Here is a 21,510-nt window from a genome sequence, read left to right as displayed (position 1 = left end):
CGTACAAGTTTATACCAAAATGGACATAGAGCAAAGGGAGAGGGTATACATGTTGAAACTTCACAGCGGACGTACACTTTATTATGGCAAAGGGGATGTACTGACTTACCGCACCTATGCTGCTCCACTGGTGGTGAAGTCCATTCCAGAATCGGCTTTTACTGGCGATACGAACGTGATTTTTGCCCATAATATTACATTTGCAGTAAGTGGCGAGACGCTGCTGACCTCTTTCTCCAAAGGCGACAATACGCAGGTCGTAGCGACGGATTCGATGAAAAATTTTATTTTGCGGCAAACGGCCGACTTTGAGGGGAGCACGACAGAAGGGCTGCTTGCGTTTATCAGCAAGCAATTTCTTAGCCGCTATCCGCATATTGACGCCATTGAGCTGAGTGCAGACCGCATTCCATTCCATACGCTTGAAGTGGCAGATGGCAGTGACGGACTGGTGGATAGCTCGCTTGTTTACCGCCGTTCCCATAATGATCATGCGAGCGCTTCGATGAAGCTCGTCCGTGACGGCGAAGAGGGAGCGGCCGTTATAGTGGAGCATGAGTGCGCCATTACTGATTTGCAGCTTATTAAAGTTAGCGGCAGCTCTTTCTTTGGATTTGTCCGCGACGAATATACGACACTTCCGGAAAGCTACGATCGGCCATTATTTATCTTTCTAAATATATATTGGACCTATGGAGATGTTGAACATGCCGTAGAAGCGGGCTCAAGGCAATACGTAGCAGCCGAGCATATCCGCGATATTACCCATAATGTGTTTCATGAATATAAAACGCCATCGATTCAATATTTAATTTATCAAGTCGGCTTGCGTATTTTGACCCGTTTCCCGCAATTGGCGGAGGTGCGGTTTGAATCGAACAACCGGACATGGGAAACGGTGGTTGACCATACGGAGGAGGATGCAGCCGCTGTCTACACCGAGCCGCGCCCGCCATTTGGCTTCCAAGGCTTTACGCTTACCCGCGAGGATTTGGCTCATGAGGAAGCTTCCTCATGAGCGGCAAAATAACGACGCATGTGCTTGACATTTCCACGGGAAAGGCTGCGGCAGGGATGGAGCTGGAGCTGTGGCAGTTGAGTGAGGAAACGGGGGAACGGCTGCTGCTTCAATCGGCTGTGACCAATGGGGATGGACGGCTGGAGGCTCCGCTGCTTGCTGGCGAGGATATGAAGCCGGGTGTCTATGAGCTTGTGTTTGAGGCTGGAAGCTTTTTGTCACGCGATAGTGGCACGGCGCAGGCATCGTCGATTGAATTTATTTTTCAGCAAATACCGATTCGTTTTCGCGTTAACGATGCGCAGGCGCATTATCATATTCCGCTGCTTGTTGCGCCGGGCGGCTACAGCACTTATCGCGGTACTTAGGAGCTGCGAGGAAATTAGCGTCACTTTATTTCGTCGCAATCTCTTTGAATAGTTTGGTAGACAGATAGGCTTGGCTTATGGTTGAAAAGGGGTGGATAGGCATGGCTTCCTACTATGATTGCATCGTTATGAATGGTTTTGTTGTTTTGACTGGTGATGTGAAAAAGCTGGATATAGGCATTCGCGATGGCCGCATTGCTGCCTTGGAGCAGTCACTCGCAGGTGCCGAGGCCGGCTCCCGAATTGATGCGGAGGGACAGTATGTGCTGCCGGGCATGGTCGATATTCACGTGCATTTCAATGAACCGAATTTGGGGCATTGGGAAGGGTTTGCGAGTGGGTCAGCAGCGCTAGCTGCCGGCGGAGCTACATGCTATGCGGATATGCCGCTCAATGGCAATCCTCCGACTGTAACGACCGAGGCGCTTGCGCTGAAAGCAGGCCAGGCAGAGGGCAGCTCGGCTGTTGATTATACGTTCTGGGGCGGACTCGTCCCAGGAAAGCTGGAGGAGCTTGCTCCTATGTTCGAAGCGGGCATCGTCGGCTTTAAAGCGTTTATGTCCAATCCTGGCGGCGAAGGAGAAGGACGTTTTCGCGAGGTGGATGACTGGACCCTGTATGAGGGGATGAAAAAAATCGCCGAGCTTGGCGGCTTTGTCGCCCTGCATGCCGAGAGCGACGCCATGACGTCCCAGCTCGCTGATGCCGCCCTTGCAGCCGGGCGCTTTGATGCTGAGGCATTCGCAGCCTCGCGGCCGATTATTGCCGAGCTGGAGGCGGTAAATAAGGCGCTGCTGTTCGCGGAGCAGACGGGCTGCCAAGTGCATTTTGTTCATATAAGCAGCTATGACGCGGTGGAGCTGATTGATCGCGCGAAGCAGCGCGGCTTGCCGGTAACGGTGGAAACCTGCCCGCATTATTTGCTGCTGACGCAGAAGGACATGACGGCGCTTGGAGCGGTTGCCAAATGCGCGCCTCCATTGCGCGGCGAGGAGCAGCGCGAGGGATTGTGGCGAATGATTGGCGAAGGCAAGCTGGATGTTATCGCTTCAGACCATTCGCCATGTCCGACTTCGATGAAGGTGGATGCTGCTAAAACGTTTTTCGAGGCATGGGGAGGCATATCCGGCGCACAAAGCAGCATGGAGCTGGTGCTTGGTGAAGGGTGGATCAAGCGTGGGCTGCCGCTGCCATTGCTAGCCTCGCTGCTGTCGGGAGGACCTGCGCAGCGCTTCGGGCTTTATCCGCGAAAGGGAGCTATTGCAGTCGGCTCGGATGCCGACCTGGCTATTGTTGACCCTAATGCGGCTTATGAGCTGCTGGAGGAAAATTTATTATATCGGCACAAGCATAGCCCTTATGTGGGAAAAGAGATGGCCTGCCGAGTCGTGGCAACACTCGTTCGAGGAACCGTTGTCTATTCGGTCGACGGCGGTTTGGCAAGGACTGCATCGGGTAAATCGCTGCTCCCGCTTGAGGTCGGGCCGGAAAAGGGCATGATGAAGGGGAGCGTTTGAGATGACAATGACTAGCAAACTGCAGCTCGCCTCCTTTGTCCCTAAGCTGCTGGAGGAATTGTCCCAGTTCGGCGCTGATCCGCGTGGTGGTGTGACAAGGCTGCTTTATACGGATGAATGGCTGGAGGCGCAGCAATATTTAGCCCAGCAAATGAGAGAATGGGGCATGGACGTTTATTTTGACCGGGTAGGCAATTTGTTTGGCCGGCTGCAAGGCAGTTCAGGAGAAGGACCCGTTGTTATGACGGGCTCCCACATCGATACGGTGCAATCAGGAGGATACTATGATGGGGCTTATGGTGTCGCTGCTGGGATTGCCGCTTTGGCGCATTTGAAGGAAGCTTATGGGCAGCCTGTAAAGACGCTTGAGGTAGTCTCGCTCTGCGAAGAGGAAGGCAGCCGTTTTCCGCTTACGTATTGGGGATCGGGCAATATGACCGGGCTGTATGATACAGAGCAGGACGCGGAGCGCTATGATGCTGCAGGAATTAGCCTGCAAGCGGCGATGCTCGCCTGCGGCTTCGGCAAACCGGAGCAGTGTGACCCCCGCAGATCGGATATTGCAGCGTTTGTAGAACTGCATATTGAGCAAGGACCTGTTTTGGAACAGCGGCAGCTCAGTGTTGGCATTGTTGAGGCCATCGTTGGGCAGCATCGTTATACGGTAACGGTGGGAGGAACAGCCAATCATGCCGGGACGACGCCAATGCCGCTGCGCCGCGATGCACTGGCTGGAGCAGCTGCGATGATCGTGCAGCTGGAGACGGAAGCGATTTTAACCGGATCTCCGCTCGTTGCTACGGTTGGGAAGCTGACGACAACGCCAAATACGCCGAATGTCATTCCCGGCTCCGTAAGCTTTACTGTCGATGTTCGCCATATTGATAAGACAGCCATTCGACAATTTTGCCAAACCGTTTTTAAACAGTTTGAAGAAATTGCTGGCGAACGGGAGCTTTATGTGACGATTGAACAATGGATGGAGGCAGCACCTGCTCCAATGGATCGGCAATTGCGTGAGCGGCTGTCACGAATTGCTGAGCAAATGTCTCTGCCTTATACGGTTATGCCGAGCGGAGCGGGGCATGACGCCCAGCTGCTGTCAGGCGTGTGTCCTACAGCGATGTTATTCGTTCCCAGCCGCGGCGGCATCAGCCATTCGCCAGATGAATATACATCGCCGGAGCAACTGGTAGATGGGACGGCGATACTGTCAGCATTGTTGTATGAGCTTGCTTACGAGGAGAAATGATGATGAAGAGCTACCGAGAACTGTCGCCTTCCCCCCGCACGATTATGACGCCCGGCCCTGTTGAGGTTGACCCGCGTGTGCTTCGTGCGTTATCTTATCCTATACTGGGTCAATTTGACCCCGAGTTTACGGCGCTTATGAATGATACGATGGAAATGCTGCGCAGCTTGTTCCAAACGGACAATCGCTGGGCTTATCCGATAGATGGAACGTCGCGTTCAGGCATTGAAGCGGTACTTAACAGCTTGATTGAGCCGGGAGACAAAGTGCTGGTTCCGATTTATGGCCGTTTCGGCAATTTGCTTTATGAAATTGCCGAACGGTGCGGCGCAGAGGTTGTGGCGCTGGATAAGGAATGGGGCGAAGTTTTTGAGCCGGATGAAGTCATCGCCGCAATGAAGCATGAACGTCCGGCGCTTGTGCTCATGGTTCACGGGGAAACGTCCACAGGCCGGATGCAGCCTTTGGAGGCGATTGGCAAAGCATGCAGGGAGCAAGACATTCTGTTTGTCGTTGATGCCGTTGCGACCATCGGCGGCGTTCCCGTTGAGACGGACGCCTGGTGTATAGATGCAGTCATTGGCGGCACGCAAAAATGCTTGTCCGTACCATCGGGCATGGCCCCGATCACTTATAACGACAGGGCGGAGCGGAAAATTGCTGCCCGCAAAAAGGTCGAGCGAGGCCTGCTCGACCCTGGTGATGCTGTCAGCGGCAATCGCCGTCCGGCTATTCAGAGCAACTATCTGGATTTGAGCCAGCTTCAGGATTATTGGGGGCCAGCAAGACTCAATCATCATACGGAGATGACCTCGATGCTGTATGGCTTGCGCGAAGGGCTGCGAATTTTGCTCGCTGAAGGGCTTGAGGAGCGATTCGCTAGACATCGCAGGCATGAAGCTGCGCTATTGTCAGGGCTTGCAGCAATGGGATTAACCTTGTATGGAAATCCAGCCTGCAAGCTTCCGGTTGTTACTTGCGTGATGATTCCAGAGGGCATTGACGGAGAAGCGGTTCGCAGCATGCTGCTAAGCAGCTTTGGCATCGAAATCGCCAGCTCGTTCGGAGTGTTAAAAGGGAAAATCTGGCGCATTGGCACGATGGGCTACAGCTGCAGCCAGAAAAATGTGCTGCATTTGCTCGGTGCACTTGAAGCGGTGCTGATTCGGCATGGCGCAGTTGTGCCAGCTGGAGAGGGCTTGCAGGCGGCACTAGCTGTGTATGATTCGGACGATCGTTAAACTTATGCTATTTTATACCGCCGCCCGGGTTTTTCCTGGAAATATAAGAAAGTATACGATTTCGCCATACTTTCTCTCTATTTCTCGGACTGAAACGCGCCAAGCCGCTAGAAGACGGCTTTCAGCCGTTTAACCTGGTTCGGCGGTTTGCTATAGCTTTGGCTAGCATTTTAAATTTAAAGGAGTGCTTACGATGAAAGATGTAGTGGTACGGGAGCAATTGAAAAAACTGCCCAAAATCGATTTGCACTTGCATTTAGATGGCAGCGTTTTGCCCAATACGCTGCGCGAGCTGGCAAAGGAGCAAGGCAAGGAGCTGCCCGTTGAGGCAGGCAGCGACCTTACTCCATGGATGCTTGCAGATGAGAGCTGCAATAGCTTAAAAGAATATTTGAGCAAATTTGCTTTTGTCGAGCCCTATTTGCAAACGCCAGCGGCGCTGGAGCGCGTAGCTTATGAAGTGGTTGAGCAATCGGCGAAACAAGGCTGCCGTTATATCGAGGTGCGATTTGCACCGCTGCTGCATATTAAAGGAGGTTTGTCTCTGGAGGAGGCTATGCGCCACACCATTCATGGCTTGCGGCGTGGAGAACGGGATTTCAGCGTAAAAGCGCGGGGTATCGCCATCTGCCTGCGCCATGACGCTTATGAGCGCAATGAACAGGTCATACTGGCCGCCGCCAAGCTGCATGGCGATGGAATCGCAGCGGTAGATTTGGCTGGTGATGAAGCATCCTTCCCGCCAGAGCTGCATCGTTCCTTATTTAATCTCGCAGCGAGCAAGGGGCTGCCGATTACAATTCACGCCGGGGAAGCGGGCGGCGCGCAAAATGTGCAGGAAGCGATTGAGAGCCTTGGAGCCACCCGTATCGGCCATGGCGTGCGCATTACGGAAAATCCTGCTATTATGGAAATGGTACGCCGTACAGGCACGCCGCTGGAGCTATGCCCGCTAAGCAACATACAGACAAAGGCGGTTAGCGGCTGGGATGCTTATCCGATTAAAGCTTTTCTGGCAGCAGGCATTCGGGCGACCATTAATACGGATAATCTGACGGTTTCGGGTACGACGATTGGTTTGGAATATGAGCTGTTGATGCAAAAATGCGGCGTGACGCTGGAGGAAATCGGCAGGCTGATTTTGAACAGCGCCCATGCGGCCTTTTTGGAGCAGGCTGAAAAACGGCAGCTGATTGCCGACATAGAACAGGGGCTTGCAGCTGCGGGAGTGAAGCCTGCCGTATAAGGAGAGTCCCTGATTCGGAAACAATGGAGGAAATGACGTATGCGAACCATTTTAGCCGTAATTGGGGATTATTATCATCCTGCGGAGGCCATTGCCGAGGGCTTGCAGCAAAGCTTAGCGCCATTAATGGCGTCGGGGGACATCGAGCTCAGCTATACAACGGTCAAATATTTGGCGGAGGAGCTGGCAGCAAAGCCAGATGCGGTCATTTTGTACAAAGATAATAATATTAACCCCGCTGATGAACAGGTACAGCAATGGCTCGGCGAGGAGACAGAGCAGGCGATATTGCGGTATGTCAGGGCTGGTGGAGGCTGGTTCGCTTGGCATTCAGGGCTTGCATCGTATCCGGCAGATGGTGGCTACGTGCAGATGACGCGGGGTTATTTTCAGCATCATCCCGAGCAGAAGCTTGTGCGTTCTTTAACGGTTGAGCCTGCTTGGCGTCCCGGCGAGGAGCAAGTGAATATAGCGGCAGATCTGGCGTTTGAAACAGTCGATGAGCATTATTTTGTCCATTGTGATGAAGCAGCAACAACGGTATTTATGCGTACGTATTCCGAGGATGGGCAGTCGATTGGCGGCTGGTCCCATGCCTACGGAGAAGGCCGCGTATGTTGCTTGACGCCCGCGCATAATCGCGAAAGCCTGCTGCATCCGGTGCTGGGCGAGCTGGTGAATGCCTGTGTGCAGTGGTGCGCGCGGATGGCGTAGCTTTGCCGCTAAAGGACAGCGACAGCCGTTTCACCTTGAAATATAGGAAAGGACATGATGTTTCCATCCTTTCTCTATATTTCTCGGACTGAAACGCGCTGCGCCGCCAAAGGACAGCGACAGCCGTTTCACCTTGCAAGATCATTTTGGCTTTATATATGCTTGAAAAGCGCGGTTCCTGCAAATGATAGAGGAACTGCGCTTTTGTCTGCTATAATAAGATCATAAGCATTACGATTAGAGGGTGGTGGGTTCGAATGGACAAAGTGATAGAAGAGCAATGTGACGACACCTGTATAGGGACGAAGCAGGAGGGTGCAGATCTGCTTACCGCAAAGGTTGAGGAGCAGACGGCCATTGATTTGGCTGAAATGTTCAAGGCGCTAGGCGACCCGACGCGGGTTAAAATGATTTATGCGCTGCTTTCGCAAGAGCTGTGCGTGCATGATTTATGCGTCGTGTTGGATATGGCACAGTCGGCAATTTCACATCAATTGCGTTATTTGCGCAATGTGCGCATCGTAAAGCGCCGCAAAGTCGGGAAAACCGTCTATTATTCGCTTGACGATGATCATGTAAAGGAAATTTTCATCCAGACACTGCAGCATTTGCATCACAGCTAAGTGCTGCGTCCAGATAAGGAGAGGATCTAGACGTGACAGAAATGCCGCCAATTATTATACAGGCTAGCGAGGAACATATTGCGGACGCTGTCGCTTTTGCAGCGCTAGTCCGTGTTGAGGTCATGCCAATGTTTGCGGCAAATGGTTTGTCGCCCGATCTCGTGAATTTCTCGGAGCATTATTTGCATCAAGCGGGAGCTGGTTTTTTTCTGGCCCTTTCAGAGCAAGGGGAAATACAGGGGTGCATCGGTGTGCAGCCCTATGATAACCGAATTGAAACGGCTATGTATGAAGCGGACCGCCCGGCCGCCGAAATTGTAAAATGCTACGTAGCGGCAAGCAGCCGCAGAAGCGGCCTAGGCTCGCTGCTTACAGCAGAGGCCAAACGTTTTATCGCACAGCAGGGCTATAGCGTAGCGTATTTGCATACACATCGTTTTCTAAAGGGGGCAGTCGATTTTTGGCAGCGTCAGGGCTTTGCCATAACGGCTGAAGATCAGGATGAATGGCAGACGGTACATATGGATGCGAGCGTTACATAAACGTACTTATAACCAGATCGATTCAGGCGCGTAGCGCTTGGGTCGTTTTTTTTGACATAGATTGGGTCAACCCTTGACATACCCCCATGGGGTATTATATGATAAACGCAACAACAGATACCCCCACAGGGTATAAAAAGGTGGCAATCAGGATGGAAAACAGGCAAACAACGCTGGAAATTTCGGGTATGACATGTGCGGCATGCGCGAATCGCATAGAGAAAGGCTTAAATAAGCTGGATGGCGTATCGCAAGCGACAGTCAATTTTACAATGGAGACGAGCCATGTCGAATATCGTGCAGATACGATTGATTTGGCTGCGGTCATTAAGCGGATCGAGCAGCTTGGATTTACAGCTGAGGAGAAGGTAGAGCAGAAGCAAGGAACGGACCGCCGGCGTGACGAGATCCGCAAGCAGCAGCTGAAGTTCATCCTATCGGCGATACTGTCGCTGCCGCTTTTGTGGGCGATGGCCGCGCATTTTTCATTTACGTCGTTTATATGGGTGCCAGATTTATTGCTCAATCCGTGGTTTCAACTGGCGCTGGCGACCCCTGTACAATTTATAATCGGCTGGCCCTTCTATAAGGGGGCATTTAATGCGCTGCGCAGTGGGGGCGCGAATATGGATGTCTTGGTAGCACTTGGAACTTCGGCAGCCTATTTTTACAGCTTGTATTTGACATTGAAGCCTGAAGAGCATGTTGGAATGGCTAATATGCCCGTTATGCAGGAGCTGTATTATGAGACAAGCGCCTTGCTCATTACGTTGATTTTACTTGGAAAATGGTTCGAAGCGCTCGCTAAAGGCCGCTCATCGGAAGCGATTCGCTCGCTCATGGGTCTGCAGGCGAAAACTGCACTCGTGGTGCGCGACGGCTCTGAAATGAGCATCCCGGTCGAGCAGGTAATCATTGGCGATCAGCTTATTGTGAAGCCGGGTGGCAAAATTCCGGTCGATGGCGTAGTGCTGGACGGTAGCTCGGCGATAGACGAATCGATGCTGACTGGAGAAAGTCTCCCTGTTGACAAGCAGTCAGGTGATCAGGTATTTGGGGCGACTATTAATAAAAATGGCGTCTTGCGTATTCAGGCTACGAAGGTTGGCAAAAATACGACGCTGGCGCAAATTATTCATATTGTCGAGCAGGCACAGGGCTCGAAAGCACCGATTCAGCGAATAGCTGACCGTATTTCCGGCATCTTCGTTCCGATCGTTGTCGGTATCGCCGTTGTTACTTTCGCCTTGTGGTTTTTATGGATCGAGCCCGGTTTATTCGCCGAAGCACTAGAGAAAGCCATTGCGGTGCTCGTTATAGCATGTCCTTGCGCGCTCGGACTTGCTACTCCAACTTCTATAATGGCTGGATCTGGCCGTGCAGCAGAAGTAGGCGTCTTGTTCAAGGGCGGTGAGCATCTAGAATCAACGCATCATATTACAGCGGTGCTGCTAGATAAAACGGGCACGGTGACGGAAGGCAAGCCTTCGCTGACCGATGTTATCGTGGGAGCTAATGTATCAGAGCAGGAGCTGCTTGCCCTCGTTGGCGGAGCCGAGAAAAGCTCGGAGCATCCGCTGGCCGAGGCCATTGTAGACGCAATTGAAGCGCGGAACATTGCACTTGCCGAAGCGACTGAATTTACAGCAATTCCGGGCTTTGGCATTCGGGCAACTGTGGCGGGCCGCGATGTAGTTGTCGGAACGCGTGCTTTAATGGAGCGTTACGCTGTTGAGCACAACGGTGAAGCGTCAATGGCCGAGCTGGAGAAAGCCGGAAAAACAGTCATGCTGACAGCTGTTGATGGCCAATATACCGGTATGATTGCGGTTGCGGATACGATTAAACCTTCATCCAGGCAAGCGATTGATCGTCTCAAGCTGCTTGGCATTCAGGTCATGATGATTACAGGAGATAATCCACGGACTGCGGCGGCTATTGCGAGCGAAGCGGGAATTGAGCATGTTATTGCTGGCGTATTGCCGGAAGGCAAAGCGGATGAGGTCAAAAAGCTTCAGGAGGCAGGGATGAAAGTAGCGATGGTCGGGGACGGCATTAATGATGCCCCGGCATTGGCAGCAGCGGACATTGGCATGGCGATGGGTACAGGAACGGATGTCGCGATGGAGACGGCAGATGTTACGCTTATGCGCGGCGATTTAAACAGCATTGTCGACGCCATAACGATGAGCAAAAAGACGATGAGCAACATTAAACAAAACCTGTTCTGGGCGCTGGCCTACAATGTCATCGGTATTCCTATAGCGGCAGCGGGCCTGCTCGCTCCTTGGCTGGCAGGGGCGGCGATGGCGCTGAGCTCCGTATCGGTTGTACTCAATGCCCTGCGCTTGCAGCGGATGAAAATCAAAGCGTGACTTTTATTTCTATTAGATCGTTTTTCGAAAACAAGCTCCCGATTGTTGGCAGCTTGTTTTCACTCCATTGTTAACCGTCAATTAAATAAATGAATATATTGATGCCTATTTTTTGCTTTTTAATTTGATACCAAGATTATTTGTATTTTTTTTCAACTTGTTCCTTTAGTTTGTTAAAATGGTCAACATTACTTCCCATATATTCGCTCTGAATTCTCTCGGCACTGGATAGATCGGTAACATTTTCAACAACTTTTTCACTAATACTTAAGTCGAATTTACCTTGATACATACCAATAATTGAATAAGCAGTTTCGTTATCAAGCTTTTTCAAGAATAAAATATAATTGCCTTTTTGATTCATCAAATTGTACCCTTCAACAGTACTTATTGTACTATTTTCAATGAAGGCTGGTTGGTACACACCAATTACTGACTTTTCTTGCACATCACCTTTATATGTTTTTTTCACTTCAACTGTAGAAAGTGTATTGGAATAAGCAATTTCCCCACTTTCTCCTAGATAATTATGGGTCTTAGAATCCCCAGTATAATTTACATTGACAATAAGATCTGCACGATCTTCAATTTCACTAAGATCATTATAGATTTTATGATTGGCTTCTCCAACAGCGATTTTTGTGATTTTAACTTCAGGATTTTTGACTTCTGTATTAAGTTGAACTTCTCCAACTTCCCTATTTTTAACTGAATTAGAATTATTGTACGAGGAATTTCCAATTTGAGATCCACAGCCCATTAATATTACACTTATTGCAGTGATTAGACTGCATGTTACAAGAACTTGTTTTTTCATTTTTCCCACTACCTCTCAATTAATATTTCCAAGCAATATTCGATTTATCAACGGATGTTGGGTCGGTATAGCTATGCTGTCCTTGTTTCATGACCGTATCTTCACCTGCAGGTTGATGAGCCAACGATAAAGCGTGACCCAATTCATGAAGCATATTATAGTGGCGCTCAGAATTTGAAAAATTATCTAAATCCAATGTCCGATCATTCATTCTAACGTGTGCACTTACAAAATTTTCGTCAATGTCTGCTATTGTTCCGTCAGCTTTATAAGTTTGGCAATAACCATACCAATCATCAGCGTATCTTCCAGCAAAGAACCGCATGTCTGCTCCAGGTGATGTGGATTGTTTATAAAAAGATATAGTAGCATTTGATATTCCCGCATAATCTGCTCTAGAATTAGCTGCAAAATAATCATATCCTAGTGATGCTACCCCAGGATCCTCCCAATAATCAATGTGAGAATATACAGTAGATGCATATCCCCCCGGCCAGAAAGCATCAGCATTTGTTAATGGTGCAGCACTTGCTGTAAAAGGTAACACTACGCACGATGAGATAATAGTTATCCCCAAAACAATATTTTTAACTTTTTTAACCATAAATGACATCTCCTCATATTGAATATTCGAACCGCAGTTCCTGATTAAAGGATTTAATAAATTGATCTCTAAAAAATCTTCCTTTCTATGTTTTTATACTTTTCATATTAATGTATATATCATGAAATTAATATAATTTTCTTTCTTATTTTCTGAAATGAGTAAAAATTAGTTATTTAGTACTATATTTACGCATTCTAGGAAATGGGACTATTCTACTTTAGAAACGAAGTTGGTATACTTAATGTTGCGTTTACGGCAAGTAAATAAGACATTAGTTTTGTGGACCTCTGTATTCCACAGGAGCAGCAAAACACTGCATTTTTCACTTGCAAAATGATTAAATTGCAGAGCAACGAATTATTGGATATGAATTTGTATCCAAAGAGGCGGGATTGTTTGGGTTCAAGATTATATTTATGTGCCGGTTACTCGCCCCTTTCATCGCTACATGTCTGAAGATTTCGATGATCACATTATCGGCCTGTCGATCGCTTCCACAGAATTAGTAGTTAGCCTTGAACGGCCAAATCATTTCGCTGATGCTAATGGCAGGGTTGCCCGTCCACCTATGAATCGGGTATTCTAAAAGGGTACTTCATTTCGTTACTGGGAGAGGACAGCATCCAATGAATAAAAATGCAAAAATTGGCGGCGGCGGCCTTCATCACATCGCGCTGCGCGCATTTGACTTTGAAGCAACCGTAAAGTTTTATACAGAAGGACTCGGCTTTACGCCAAGACATAGCTGGGGTGAAGGGGATGGCCGCGTTATTATGCTCGATAGCGGCGATGGCAACTACCTTGAAGTATTCGCTGGCGGCAAGGCGCCGGTGGCGGACGAAGGCTCCTATTTCCATTTAGCTTACCGCTCCGAAAATATAGAGCTTGCCGTTCAGTCAGCAGTAGCTGCTGGCGCGGTAGTAACGGTGGAAACAAAGGATGCTGTGCTTGGCGACAATCCGCCAACCCCAGTGAAAATCGCCTTCGTAAAAGGCCCCAACGGAGAGATTATTGAATTTTTCCAAAGCACAGGTGACAATCAGCTGTAAGCAATCGGCAGGCTATAAGCAAGAAACATTCATGTCAAAAATGCTGCAACAGCCGAAGGCGATGCCTTCGGCTGTTCCGGCTTATGGCCTCCCATTATGAAGGCGGGCCGCTATTTTTAAAATATAGGAAAGGATATGATGTCCCCATCCTTTCTCTACATTTCTCGGACTGAAACGCGCTGCGCCGCCCAAGGACGGAGCCAGACGTTTCACCTTGTTAGCGGTTTTAGTAGTAAGGAGGGCTTGCATGGTCGTTGTTATGATAGTTGCGGCGCTTGCGCTGCTATTTTATTTGTTTTTCATATTGCCGACGCAGTGGTTTAAGGTGGAGCGTTACCACTATCCGGCGGGGTTAGGGCTCAAGGTGCTGCAAATTAGCGATCTGCATGTTGAAAATATTCGTATCAGTCCAAGGCGAATCCAGAAGCTGATTGCCAAAGAGCAGCCGGCATACATATTTCTTACCGGAGACTTTACCCAGAGGCTGAGTTATTTACCGAAGGTTAGGCAGTATGTGAAAGTGATTTGCGCAGCCGGCATTCCGGTTTATGCGGTATATGGCAATCACGACCACCGGATAAAGCCTTCCGGAGTGCGCGAACTGAAGAAGCTTCTGGAACGGGAAGGCGTTATCGTTCTGACTAACGAGAGCATCGATTTAGGTGCATTTCAGCTGGTTGGAATTGATGATTGGAGCAGCCAAAAAAGCAAGCCGGGAAAAGCTTTTCTCCACGTTGATTCTTCAAAGCCCATTATCGTGCTCGCACATGATCCCAATACGGTGCTTCATATTAAGCATTCCTATGATTATCTCATGTCGGGTCATTTTCATGGCATGCAGTTTAATGTTCCATTTTTGTTCCGGTTTATTAACAAGGGGAAGCTCGCTGCTTCTGGCTTTTATAAAGGCCAGCATAAATGGAGCAACGGCACCTTCTATATTTCCAAAGGCATTAGCCAGACTGAGCCCAACGCCAGATTCCTTATTCGCAGTGAAGTAACGGTGCATCAATTGTAGAACGGCTATAGCAAAGGGGGAACGTACCAATGATTTATGTAGTTAGACATGGGCAAACCGATTATAACAAGGAACAAAGAATGCAAGGAAGATCGGGACTGCCATTAAATGTGCAGGGGATAAAACAAGCGGAGCAGCTAAGAGAGAGACTGCGGGACGTCACTTTTAATTTTGTATTTTCCTCGCCGCAAGAAAGAGCTGTGCAAACAGCTGAAATAGCAACCGGCGCAACTGCCATAATAGATGCAAGGCTCGATGCTTTCGATTTAGGGGAAGCGGATAAATTAAAAGCGAGCGAAGTGAAAATGAAAGGTTTTACTCCTGATTCAAAAGTCTATAAAGGAGTAGAAGAAACCGATCATTTTGCTGAACGAATTTTTGGTTTTATGAGTGAGCTTGAGGCGAAGAATGAAGGCAAAGAGGTTAATATTTTAATATCCGGACATGCTTGCACAACGGGCTGTATTGGTGCTTACTTCAATGGCATACCGGATGATGGAAATATTACGAGGTACTCATCAGCTAATGGGGACTACAAGACATATGAGTTCAAATCAGTGATGGCCGATTAGCAAAATAAAAGATGTCGTAAGCAGCTTATCCTTATGAGGAAAACGAGCTGCTTTTTTCTATTGCAAAAAACGCATCGTACACTCGCTATAAGAAGCAGAGTATACGATGCGTTTCGCTTAGCAGAGGAATGTTTCTCCTATATTTCAGGACTCACATTCCTCTGCAGTCAAGGCGAAGAGAAGGTGATCCTCCCAAACCCCATTAATTTTTAAATAGCGAAGGGCAAGGCCTTCTTGGCGAAAGCCTGCACGCTCCAGAACACGAATGGAAGGCGTGTTTCGCGGCATTACCCCAGCTTGCAAGCGGTGCAGACCGAGCTGCCCGAAAGCATAAGCGGTGACCAAGCGAACGGCCTCCGATACATAACCGTTGCCTTGATGTGCCCGATCGAGAAAATAACCGACATTGGCATTTTGCAAGGGTCCTCGTATCACATTAGACAACTCAATTCGGCCAATTAACTGCTGCCCCAGCATAATGCCGAATGGAAAAGAAGCAGCTTCAGCCAGCTTCTGTATGCCAAGACTAATATGCTCCTGCTGGCCTTCCAAGGTCAGGAAGTTATCGGGGCGAACGGGATCTATAGGCTGGAGAAAGGCTTGGTTGCTTAATCTAAGCACAAGCATGGCCTCGGCATCAGCAAGCTCAAGGGGCTTTAAATAAATGCTCTGCTTTATTGTCATCTATCGGTTCTCCTTTCTAAATAGCCGCACCTGAAATCGAAGGTGCGGCCAACGGGGATAGAAGCGGGCGTTTAAAAAATGCTAAGCTTAAACGGCTTCTTGTATAGCGGATAAAGCCATTTGACCCCACTCGGCGTCAACGTATCTGCGAATAAATGGGATAAGTATCCGATAATGGCCACTCGCATAATGCCTTCAAGATGAAGCTGCTGCTCCAGTCCCCATGCGATTGCGCCCCATGCCGCTGTAGCCCATACCGTATGGGTCATGCCGCGATGCTTAAGCCAAGGCGCCACGGCCACGAATGCACCCAGGCCGATAAGCCAGTTCATGCCGAACCAGAAGCCGCCATACACAAAGGCTCCGCCGATAGCGCTGACAAGTGCATTGCGGATGACACCGCGTTTCGCAACGAGTCCAAGCAGCACGACGCCAACGGAAGCAACAAGCAGCTTCCAGCCAACGGTATGATTGACCACATACAAGTAGCTGACAATCGCAATCATAATAACGCCGCCCCAAATGAGCAAATCATGAATGAGCTTGGACACTTTGCCGAGCTTGCTGCTCAAAATACTGGGGCCATCCAGATCCGCGCTTAAGGCGGAGATTGCGGCAACGGCTACATAAGCAGCCGCATTCGCAGGGGTGAAGGAATAATAAGCTGCCGCACCGGCTCCAATAGCCATGCCAATCGTAAGATGTGTCGTGCCTTTCATTGTTCCTCCTAATGCCTGGCTATTATCCAGCTGTGTATTCAAACGTATGTTCGCTATGTTATTATACTAGAAACAGCCGAAGGGAACAAGAGTACGCATCATTTCTTTCGTATATTACAAGTGGGGAGGTATAAGGATGGAAGAAACCATTATATTTTTTGAATCGCCTGCCGAATGGCGCAGCTGGCTGGAGCATAATCATGAACAGGAGGCGATGCTTTGGGTCGGTTTTCGTAAAAAAAGCAGCAGGAAGCCATCCATTAGCTGGCCTGAGTCAGTAGATGAAGCGCTGTGCTTTGGCTGGATTGATGGCATTCGCAAAAGCATAGATAAAGAGAATTACAAAATACGCTTTACGGCGCGGAAAAAAGGCAGTATCTGGAGCTCTGTTAATATACAGCGTGTTACGGAGCTAAGTGAAAGCGGACTAATGCAATCAGCAGGGCTTGCTGCTTATGAACGGCGCAAGGAAGCGAAATCTTCCGTGTATGCTTATGAGCAGAAGCCGGAGCACATTGTACTGGCGCCAGAGGAGGAAGTGGCTTTCAGGGAGCAGGCAGCGGCATGGAGCTATTTTCAGGAGCAGCGTGCAACTTATCAGAAAACGGCCCTGTGGTGGGTGATTAGTGCCAAGAAGGAGGAGACGCGCAGCAAGCGGCTTCGCACCTTGATTGAAGACTCCGCCAGCGGATGAACCCTACAGCAATTTACGCCAATCGTCAAAAAGTGACAAGCGTAAACGGCCGAAAGCCGTCCTTTGGCGGCAAAGCTACCGTTTCGCGTTGAAATATAAGCCGATTATAAGGGAGGAACTTATAAATGCTTATATTTAAAGAAAATTTTTTTTGTTTCTTTTTTGCAACACTTTTCGCCGTATCTGCGTTGTATAGTTATTAGCATAGAAACGAGTAAGGGAGCGGTACAAAATGAAAAAAGCAATTCTCAGCGCAGCACTCGCCATCGCTTGTTTATTAACACTAGGTTTAGCCGTAGATAATGGAAAAGGTAATGCATCCAGCAGTCCGATTAATCAAACGACCGTTTACATGGATCATATAATGAAACAAAATAACGCCTTCGTCGTTACATATGATGAAATTCAGTGGTACGAAGGAGAGGCGGCGAACGTTCAGTTCCGCCAGCATGAGCAAGATGCTGAAATGACGGATGCACCAGATGGCTACTACATTGTCAATGACGATCCTCAGCTTCACGACCTGCCGATTGCAGCAGATGCTGAAGTATTCATGCAAATTTACAATCGTACGGGCAACGCTGCAGAAGCAGATATTCAATGGAATGAGCCGATCACCGTTGACAAATTCGTCTCGATTATGAATTCCGATGATCCATTTCATCTGAAAAATTTCCCTTATCACGTTACGATTAAAGACGGGGAAATTGTGAAAATTGTTCAGCAATATATCCCGTAAGCCAGAGTGTGAATCCGGGGCATTCGAGCCAAGGAACACATAACCCTAACTCTGGACTTGATGAATAGCTGCAAGCGAAGCTGTTATGCGATTATGCATAGCAGCTTTTTATTTTGCATTAAAAAAAGTTGATGACAATCGATTGACACAGGAAAGAAGGCCATGGTATCATTCCTGATAGTAAATATTACGAATAGATAACGAGCTAAAGCGCTCGTTTTTTATTTGAATACTAATCGTAATGATTACATATATTTAGCGCGAAAGATATGCCCGAAAGGGAGAGGGAGCTTGGTTATGCTGTTATTGAAGGGGAATAAAACGAATAAACGATTATTTTTCACCATCCTGCTGCTCGTTCTGTCTATGGTCATTGCAGGCTGCGGAAAAGCTGGAAATCCATCATCGGAGACCGGAAATGCTGGTCAAAGCACTGCTGCTGCGGAAAATAAAGCGGGAAAAAAGCTGACGCTGCTCTACCATTTTAAGAGTGGAAGTTTGGATCCGCATAATGATTATATTGTTTTGAAAGCGGGCGTAGTTGAAACGCTTGTACGTATGGATGACAAACTGGAGCTTCAGCCGTGGCTAGCGTCCGAATGGGAGTCGGTAGATGCCTCCACGTGGCGTTTTATAATTCGCGAAGGCGTTACCTTTCATAATGGTGCTAAGCTTGATGCGGCTGCTGTTAAAGCTTCGCTTGAACGCGGCATAGGCGTGAACAAGGCGCTGGACATGACACTTAAGATCGCTTCTATGAAGGCGGAAGGCCAGGAGCTTACCATTACGACAACGGAGCCACTGCCAGCTTTTCCATCTGAGCTTGTAAATCCATATAGCGGCATTATCGATGTGGCGGCTGAGCAAGCAGTGGGTACCGAAGCGTTTAATAAGGCGCCAATCGGTACGGGACCCTTTCAAGTAAAAGGCTTCACGCCGAATATGGAAATAAATCTGGCCCGTTATGACAGCTATTGGGATGGTGCCGCACAGCTTGAAGAAATTACGTTCAAATTTAATGAGGACGGCAATGTTCGGGCACTGGCGCTTCAGGCGAAGGAGGCCGATCTAGCATTTCAGCTTCCAGCCGAAATGGTCGATGTCATTAAACAGGATCAAGACTTGAAAATAGAGTCGCTTGCTGGCTTGCGTGCGCATTTCCTGCTTTACAATCAGCAGCAGCCCGCTTTAAAAGACGTATTGGTCAGACAGGCGTTGGACTTGCTCATTGACCGTGAAAGCATGGCGAAGGACGTCATGCTGGGCAATGCTTCTCCTGCCAATGGTCCATTTAACGCGAATTTGCCTTTCGGCAGCAAGGAAGCGGTCCAACCGCTCGATACGGACAAGGCGAAGCAACTGCTCGAACAAGCCGGCTATGCACAAGGCAGCAGCGGCAAGCTGGAGAAGGATGGAAAGCCGCTGACCCTTGAGCTCGTTACTTATAAAGGCCGGCCAGAGCTTCCGCTCATTGCCCAGCTCCTGCAATCCGATGCCGCTAAAATTGGCATAACGTTAACGATAAAGAACGTTGAAAATGTAGATACGTATTTGCGGGATAATAGCGATTGGGATTTGGCCACTTACAGCAATTTGACAGCTCCGCGCGGGGATGGAGGCTTTTTCCTGAATTCGGCGTTTACAGTTGGAGGTTCGCTTAATCCGGCTAATATTAGCAGTGACGAACTGAGCGCAATCCTTGCACAGCTGAATGCTACGGGTGACGCAGCGCAGCGCGTAAAGCTTACCCAAGCTGCCGCTGCGGTAATTAAAGCGCAGGCTCTGCATTCCTATGCGGTCTATCCAAACATAATTGTAGGCATGAATAAGAAGGTGACTGGTTGGACACCAGGACCTGAAGAATATTACTTAGTTACAAACAAGATGGATGTGTCTTAACGTGCTGCAGCTCATAAAAAAACGTTTGATTCAACTCATATTTGTACTCTTTATTTTATCCTTAGTTATTTTTATTCTGATGAAGCTCGCTCCTGGCGACCCTGTGCTTACCTTGCTGCATGCTGATGAAATGTCGATTACACAGGCCGATGAAGCTGCACTTCGGGAGGAGCTTGGCTTCGATCAGCCCGTGCTTGTGCAATACGGAAAATGGATGCTCGGGCTAATCCAGCTTGATCTGGGCACTTCGTATTTAAAAGGCCGTCCGGTGCTGGATGAGCTGCTGGATAAGCTGCCGGCGACGATTCAGCTGACAGCTAGCGGCCTTGCAGTCATGGTAGCCATTGCACTCCCGCTCGGCCTAATCGCTTCGCGCTATCCAAACCGCTGGCCGGATCATGTGTCCCGCATACTCGCACTTGTTGGCGCGTCGATTCCGAGCTTTTGGATGGGGCTGCTGCTCATCTACTTATTTTCATTAAAGCTAGGGTGGCTGCCGACAAGCGGCAAGGGCAGCTTCGCACATATGATTTTGCCATCCATTACGCTCGGTTTTGCAATGGCTGCTGTCTATGCAAGGCTGCTGCGCTCCGGGCTGCTGGACAGTCTATCCCAGGATTATATTAAAGCAGCAAGGGCACGTCGGCTAGCTGAACGCCGCATATTAATGGGACATGCGCTGCGTGCCGCGCTGCTTCCGGTTATTACAGTGTTCGGCGTCAGCTTCGGCAATTTGCTCGCAGGTTCTGTCGTCATTGAAACACTGTTTGCTTGGCCGGGCCTTGGCAGCCTGGCGCTTGAGGCGATTTTTGAACGGGATTATCCGATTATTCAAGGGTATGTGCTGGCGACGGGACTATTCGTTGTTGTCGTCAATCTGCTAGTAGATCTCAGCTACAGCTTGCTTGATCCGCGAATTCGCTTAGGGAAAGGAGCCGCCTCATGAATGGGAAAATAACAGCGGAGCTTTCATTGCCGCTCAGACGGAGCCAGACGGGCCGGCAAATGCTGCATAACCGTACGATGATGCTGGGCATGGGCTTGCTTGGAATCATCGTGCTGCTTGCGCTGTTTGGGCCTATTATTGTACCTAATGATCCTTTAACTGTGCAAATGGGAGAACGGCTGCTTTCCCCAAGCTGGCAATACCCGCTCGGAACGGATCATCTCGGAAGATGCATTTTCACAAGGCTTGTTATAGGTGCGCAGCTTACGCTAGGCATCTCAGCCATTGTCATTGTTACGGTAATCGTGCTTGGCGTTCCATTGGGGCTTATTTCGGGCTATATCGGCGGACGCCTCGATTCGATTATTATGCGGCTTGTAGATGGCATGGGGGCGCTGCCGGAATTTATTTTTGCTATCGCATTTGCTGGTTTTCTTGGACCCAGCCTGCCTAATTTGATTTTTGCCATTGTGCTGGTGAAATGGATTGGCTACGCCCGGGTTGTGCGCAGCGTTGCCTTATCTGAGCGCGAGAAGGAATATGTGCTGGCGGCAAAGGTTGCGGGCTGCAGCACTTGGACGATTTTGCGCCGCCACTTGCTGCCTCAAATAATCTCTCCTGTCATCGTACTGGCAGCACTAGATATTGGGAAAATCATTATGATCATCTCGATGCTCTCCTATCTGGGACTTGGCGCACAGCCGCCAACGCCGGAATGGGGCGCCATGCTCAATGATGGCCGACCTTATTTTCAATCTGCGCCGCAGCTCATGATTTATCCGGGACTTGCCATTATGGCGATCGTCATTGCCTGCAATCTGCTCGGTGAAGGGCTGCGCGAAGCGCTGGATGTCCGCAGTCGCTAGTATC

22 protein-coding genes are annotated in these 21,510 nt (G+C 49.2%); 18 read left to right on the top strand and 4 right to left on the bottom strand.

Annotated elements, in window-relative coordinates; translation table 11 throughout:
- The first annotated feature begins 49 nt into the window (after positions 1–49).
- The 10 genes from pucL to AC50YG_RS05265 all read left to right on the top strand — a co-directional run bounded on the left by pucL (position 50) and on the right by AC50YG_RS05265 (position 10,896).
- Positions 50–1,018, top strand: coding sequence for a factor-independent urate hydroxylase (gene pucL, locus AC50YG_RS05310; protein ID WP_494825188.1), 969 nt, complete (start codon positions 50–52; stop codon positions 1,016–1,018).
- Positions 1,015–1,386, top strand: a complete 372-nt coding sequence (gene uraH / locus AC50YG_RS05305; RefSeq protein WP_494825187.1) for a hydroxyisourate hydrolase — start codon at positions 1,015–1,017, stop codon at positions 1,384–1,386. Before pucL ends, uraH begins: the two co-directional genes overlap by 4 nt.
- A 101-nt stretch (positions 1,387–1,487) precedes the next feature.
- Positions 1,488–2,903: an allantoinase gene (locus AC50YG_RS05300; RefSeq protein ID WP_494825186.1), complete on the top strand. Its 1,416-nt coding sequence runs from the start codon at positions 1,488–1,490 to the stop codon at positions 2,901–2,903.
- A 1-nt stretch (position 2,904) separates the two neighbouring features.
- The gene (allC, locus tag AC50YG_RS05295) at positions 2,905–4,155 is read left to right on the top strand and encodes an allantoate deiminase (protein WP_494825185.1); all 1,251 of its coding nucleotides are present in this window, start codon (positions 2,905–2,907) and stop codon (positions 4,153–4,155) included.
- 2 nt (positions 4,156–4,157) lie between these two features.
- Positions 4,158–5,396: a pyridoxal-phosphate-dependent aminotransferase family protein gene (locus AC50YG_RS05290; protein WP_494825183.1), complete on the top strand. Its 1,239-nt coding sequence runs from the start codon at positions 4,158–4,160 to the stop codon at positions 5,394–5,396.
- Positions 5,397–5,589: 193 nt separating this feature from the next.
- The gene (add, locus tag AC50YG_RS05285) at positions 5,590–6,642 is read left to right on the top strand and encodes an adenosine deaminase (protein WP_494825182.1); all 1,053 of its coding nucleotides are present in this window, start codon (positions 5,590–5,592) and stop codon (positions 6,640–6,642) included.
- A 39-nt stretch (positions 6,643–6,681) separates the two neighbouring features.
- On the top strand, positions 6,682–7,356 hold the full coding sequence (locus tag AC50YG_RS05280; RefSeq protein WP_494825180.1) for a ThuA domain-containing protein: 675 nt from the start codon (positions 6,682–6,684) through the stop codon (positions 7,354–7,356).
- A 257-nt stretch (positions 7,357–7,613) separates the two neighbouring features.
- Positions 7,614–7,979 (top strand): ArsR/SmtB family transcription factor, encoded by a 366-nt coding sequence (locus AC50YG_RS05275; protein WP_494825178.1) that lies wholly within the window; start codon positions 7,614–7,616, stop codon positions 7,977–7,979.
- Between the two features lie 41 nt (positions 7,980–8,020).
- Complete coding sequence (locus AC50YG_RS05270) at positions 8,021–8,521, top strand: GNAT family N-acetyltransferase (RefSeq protein WP_494825324.1); 501 nt, start codon at positions 8,021–8,023, stop codon at positions 8,519–8,521.
- 152 nt (positions 8,522–8,673) lie between these two features.
- Positions 8,674–10,896, top strand: a complete 2,223-nt coding sequence (locus AC50YG_RS05265) for a heavy metal translocating P-type ATPase (protein ID WP_494825177.1) — start codon at positions 8,674–8,676, stop codon at positions 10,894–10,896.
- 136 nt (positions 10,897–11,032) lie between these two features.
- On the opposite strand, the gene AC50YG_RS05260 is transcribed toward AC50YG_RS05265, so the two are convergent.
- Positions 11,033–11,713, bottom strand: a complete 681-nt coding sequence (locus AC50YG_RS05260) for a hypothetical protein (protein WP_494825176.1) — start codon at positions 11,711–11,713, stop codon at positions 11,033–11,035.
- 19 nt (positions 11,714–11,732) lie between these two features.
- Positions 11,733–12,317, bottom strand: a complete 585-nt coding sequence (locus AC50YG_RS05255) for a zinc metalloprotease (protein WP_494825175.1) — start codon at positions 12,315–12,317, stop codon at positions 11,733–11,735.
- A 629-nt stretch (positions 12,318–12,946) separates the two neighbouring features.
- On the opposite strand from AC50YG_RS05255, the gene AC50YG_RS05250 reads away from it, so the two are divergent.
- The 3 genes from AC50YG_RS05250 to AC50YG_RS05240 all read left to right on the top strand — a co-directional run bounded on the left by AC50YG_RS05250 (position 12,947) and on the right by AC50YG_RS05240 (position 14,959).
- Entirely contained in the window at positions 12,947–13,369 is a 423-nt protein-coding gene (locus AC50YG_RS05250) for a VOC family protein (protein WP_473759219.1), read from the top strand.
- A 247-nt stretch (positions 13,370–13,616) separates the two neighbouring features.
- On the top strand, positions 13,617–14,387 hold the full coding sequence (locus AC50YG_RS05245) for a metallophosphoesterase (protein WP_494825173.1): 771 nt from the start codon (positions 13,617–13,619) through the stop codon (positions 14,385–14,387).
- 29 nt (positions 14,388–14,416) lie between these two features.
- Positions 14,417–14,959: a histidine phosphatase family protein gene (locus tag AC50YG_RS05240; RefSeq protein ID WP_494825171.1), complete on the top strand. Its 543-nt coding sequence runs from the start codon at positions 14,417–14,419 to the stop codon at positions 14,957–14,959.
- A 144-nt stretch (positions 14,960–15,103) separates the two neighbouring features.
- On the opposite strand, the gene AC50YG_RS05235 is transcribed toward AC50YG_RS05240, so the two are convergent.
- Together AC50YG_RS05235 and AC50YG_RS05230 are read right to left on the bottom strand one after the other, a co-directional pair.
- Positions 15,104–15,643 carry a GNAT family N-acetyltransferase gene (locus AC50YG_RS05235; RefSeq protein WP_494825170.1) on the bottom strand — a complete coding sequence of 180 codons (540 nt, stop codon included), beginning with the start codon at positions 15,641–15,643 and terminating at the stop codon, positions 15,104–15,106.
- Positions 15,644–15,714: 71 nt separating this feature from the next.
- Positions 15,715–16,362 carry a metal-dependent hydrolase gene (locus AC50YG_RS05230; RefSeq protein WP_056037893.1) on the bottom strand — a complete coding sequence of 216 codons (648 nt, stop codon included), beginning with the start codon at positions 16,360–16,362 and terminating at the stop codon, positions 15,715–15,717.
- A 136-nt stretch (positions 16,363–16,498) separates the two neighbouring features.
- On the opposite strand from AC50YG_RS05230, the gene AC50YG_RS05225 reads away from it, so the two are divergent.
- The 5 genes from AC50YG_RS05225 to nikC all read left to right on the top strand — a co-directional run bounded on the left by AC50YG_RS05225 (position 16,499) and on the right by nikC (position 21,506).
- Complete coding sequence (locus tag AC50YG_RS05225) at positions 16,499–17,056, top strand: YdeI/OmpD-associated family protein (RefSeq protein ID WP_494825167.1); 558 nt, start codon at positions 16,499–16,501, stop codon at positions 17,054–17,056.
- A gap of 232 nt (positions 17,057–17,288) precedes the next feature.
- Positions 17,289–17,795 (top strand): hypothetical protein, encoded by a 507-nt coding sequence (locus AC50YG_RS05220; RefSeq protein WP_473759209.1) that lies wholly within the window; start codon positions 17,289–17,291, stop codon positions 17,793–17,795.
- 297 nt (positions 17,796–18,092) lie between these two features.
- Entirely contained in the window at positions 18,093–19,694 is a 1,602-nt protein-coding gene (gene nikA / locus AC50YG_RS05215; RefSeq protein WP_494825166.1) for a nickel ABC transporter substrate-binding protein, read from the top strand.
- Positions 19,695–19,698: 4 nt separating this feature from the next.
- Positions 19,699–20,640: a nickel ABC transporter permease gene (gene nikB, locus AC50YG_RS05210; protein ID WP_494825323.1), complete on the top strand. Its 942-nt coding sequence runs from the start codon at positions 19,699–19,701 to the stop codon at positions 20,638–20,640.
- Positions 20,637–21,506 (top strand): nickel transporter permease, encoded by an 870-nt coding sequence (nikC, locus tag AC50YG_RS05205; RefSeq protein WP_494825165.1) that lies wholly within the window; start codon positions 20,637–20,639, stop codon positions 21,504–21,506. Before nikB ends, nikC begins: the two co-directional genes overlap by 4 nt.
- Positions 21,507–21,510 lie beyond the last annotated feature (4 nt).

The sequence above is a fragment of the Paenibacillus sp. J31R34 genome (assembly GCF_059383715.1).
This window is presented reverse-complemented; position numbering and strand designations above follow the sequence as displayed.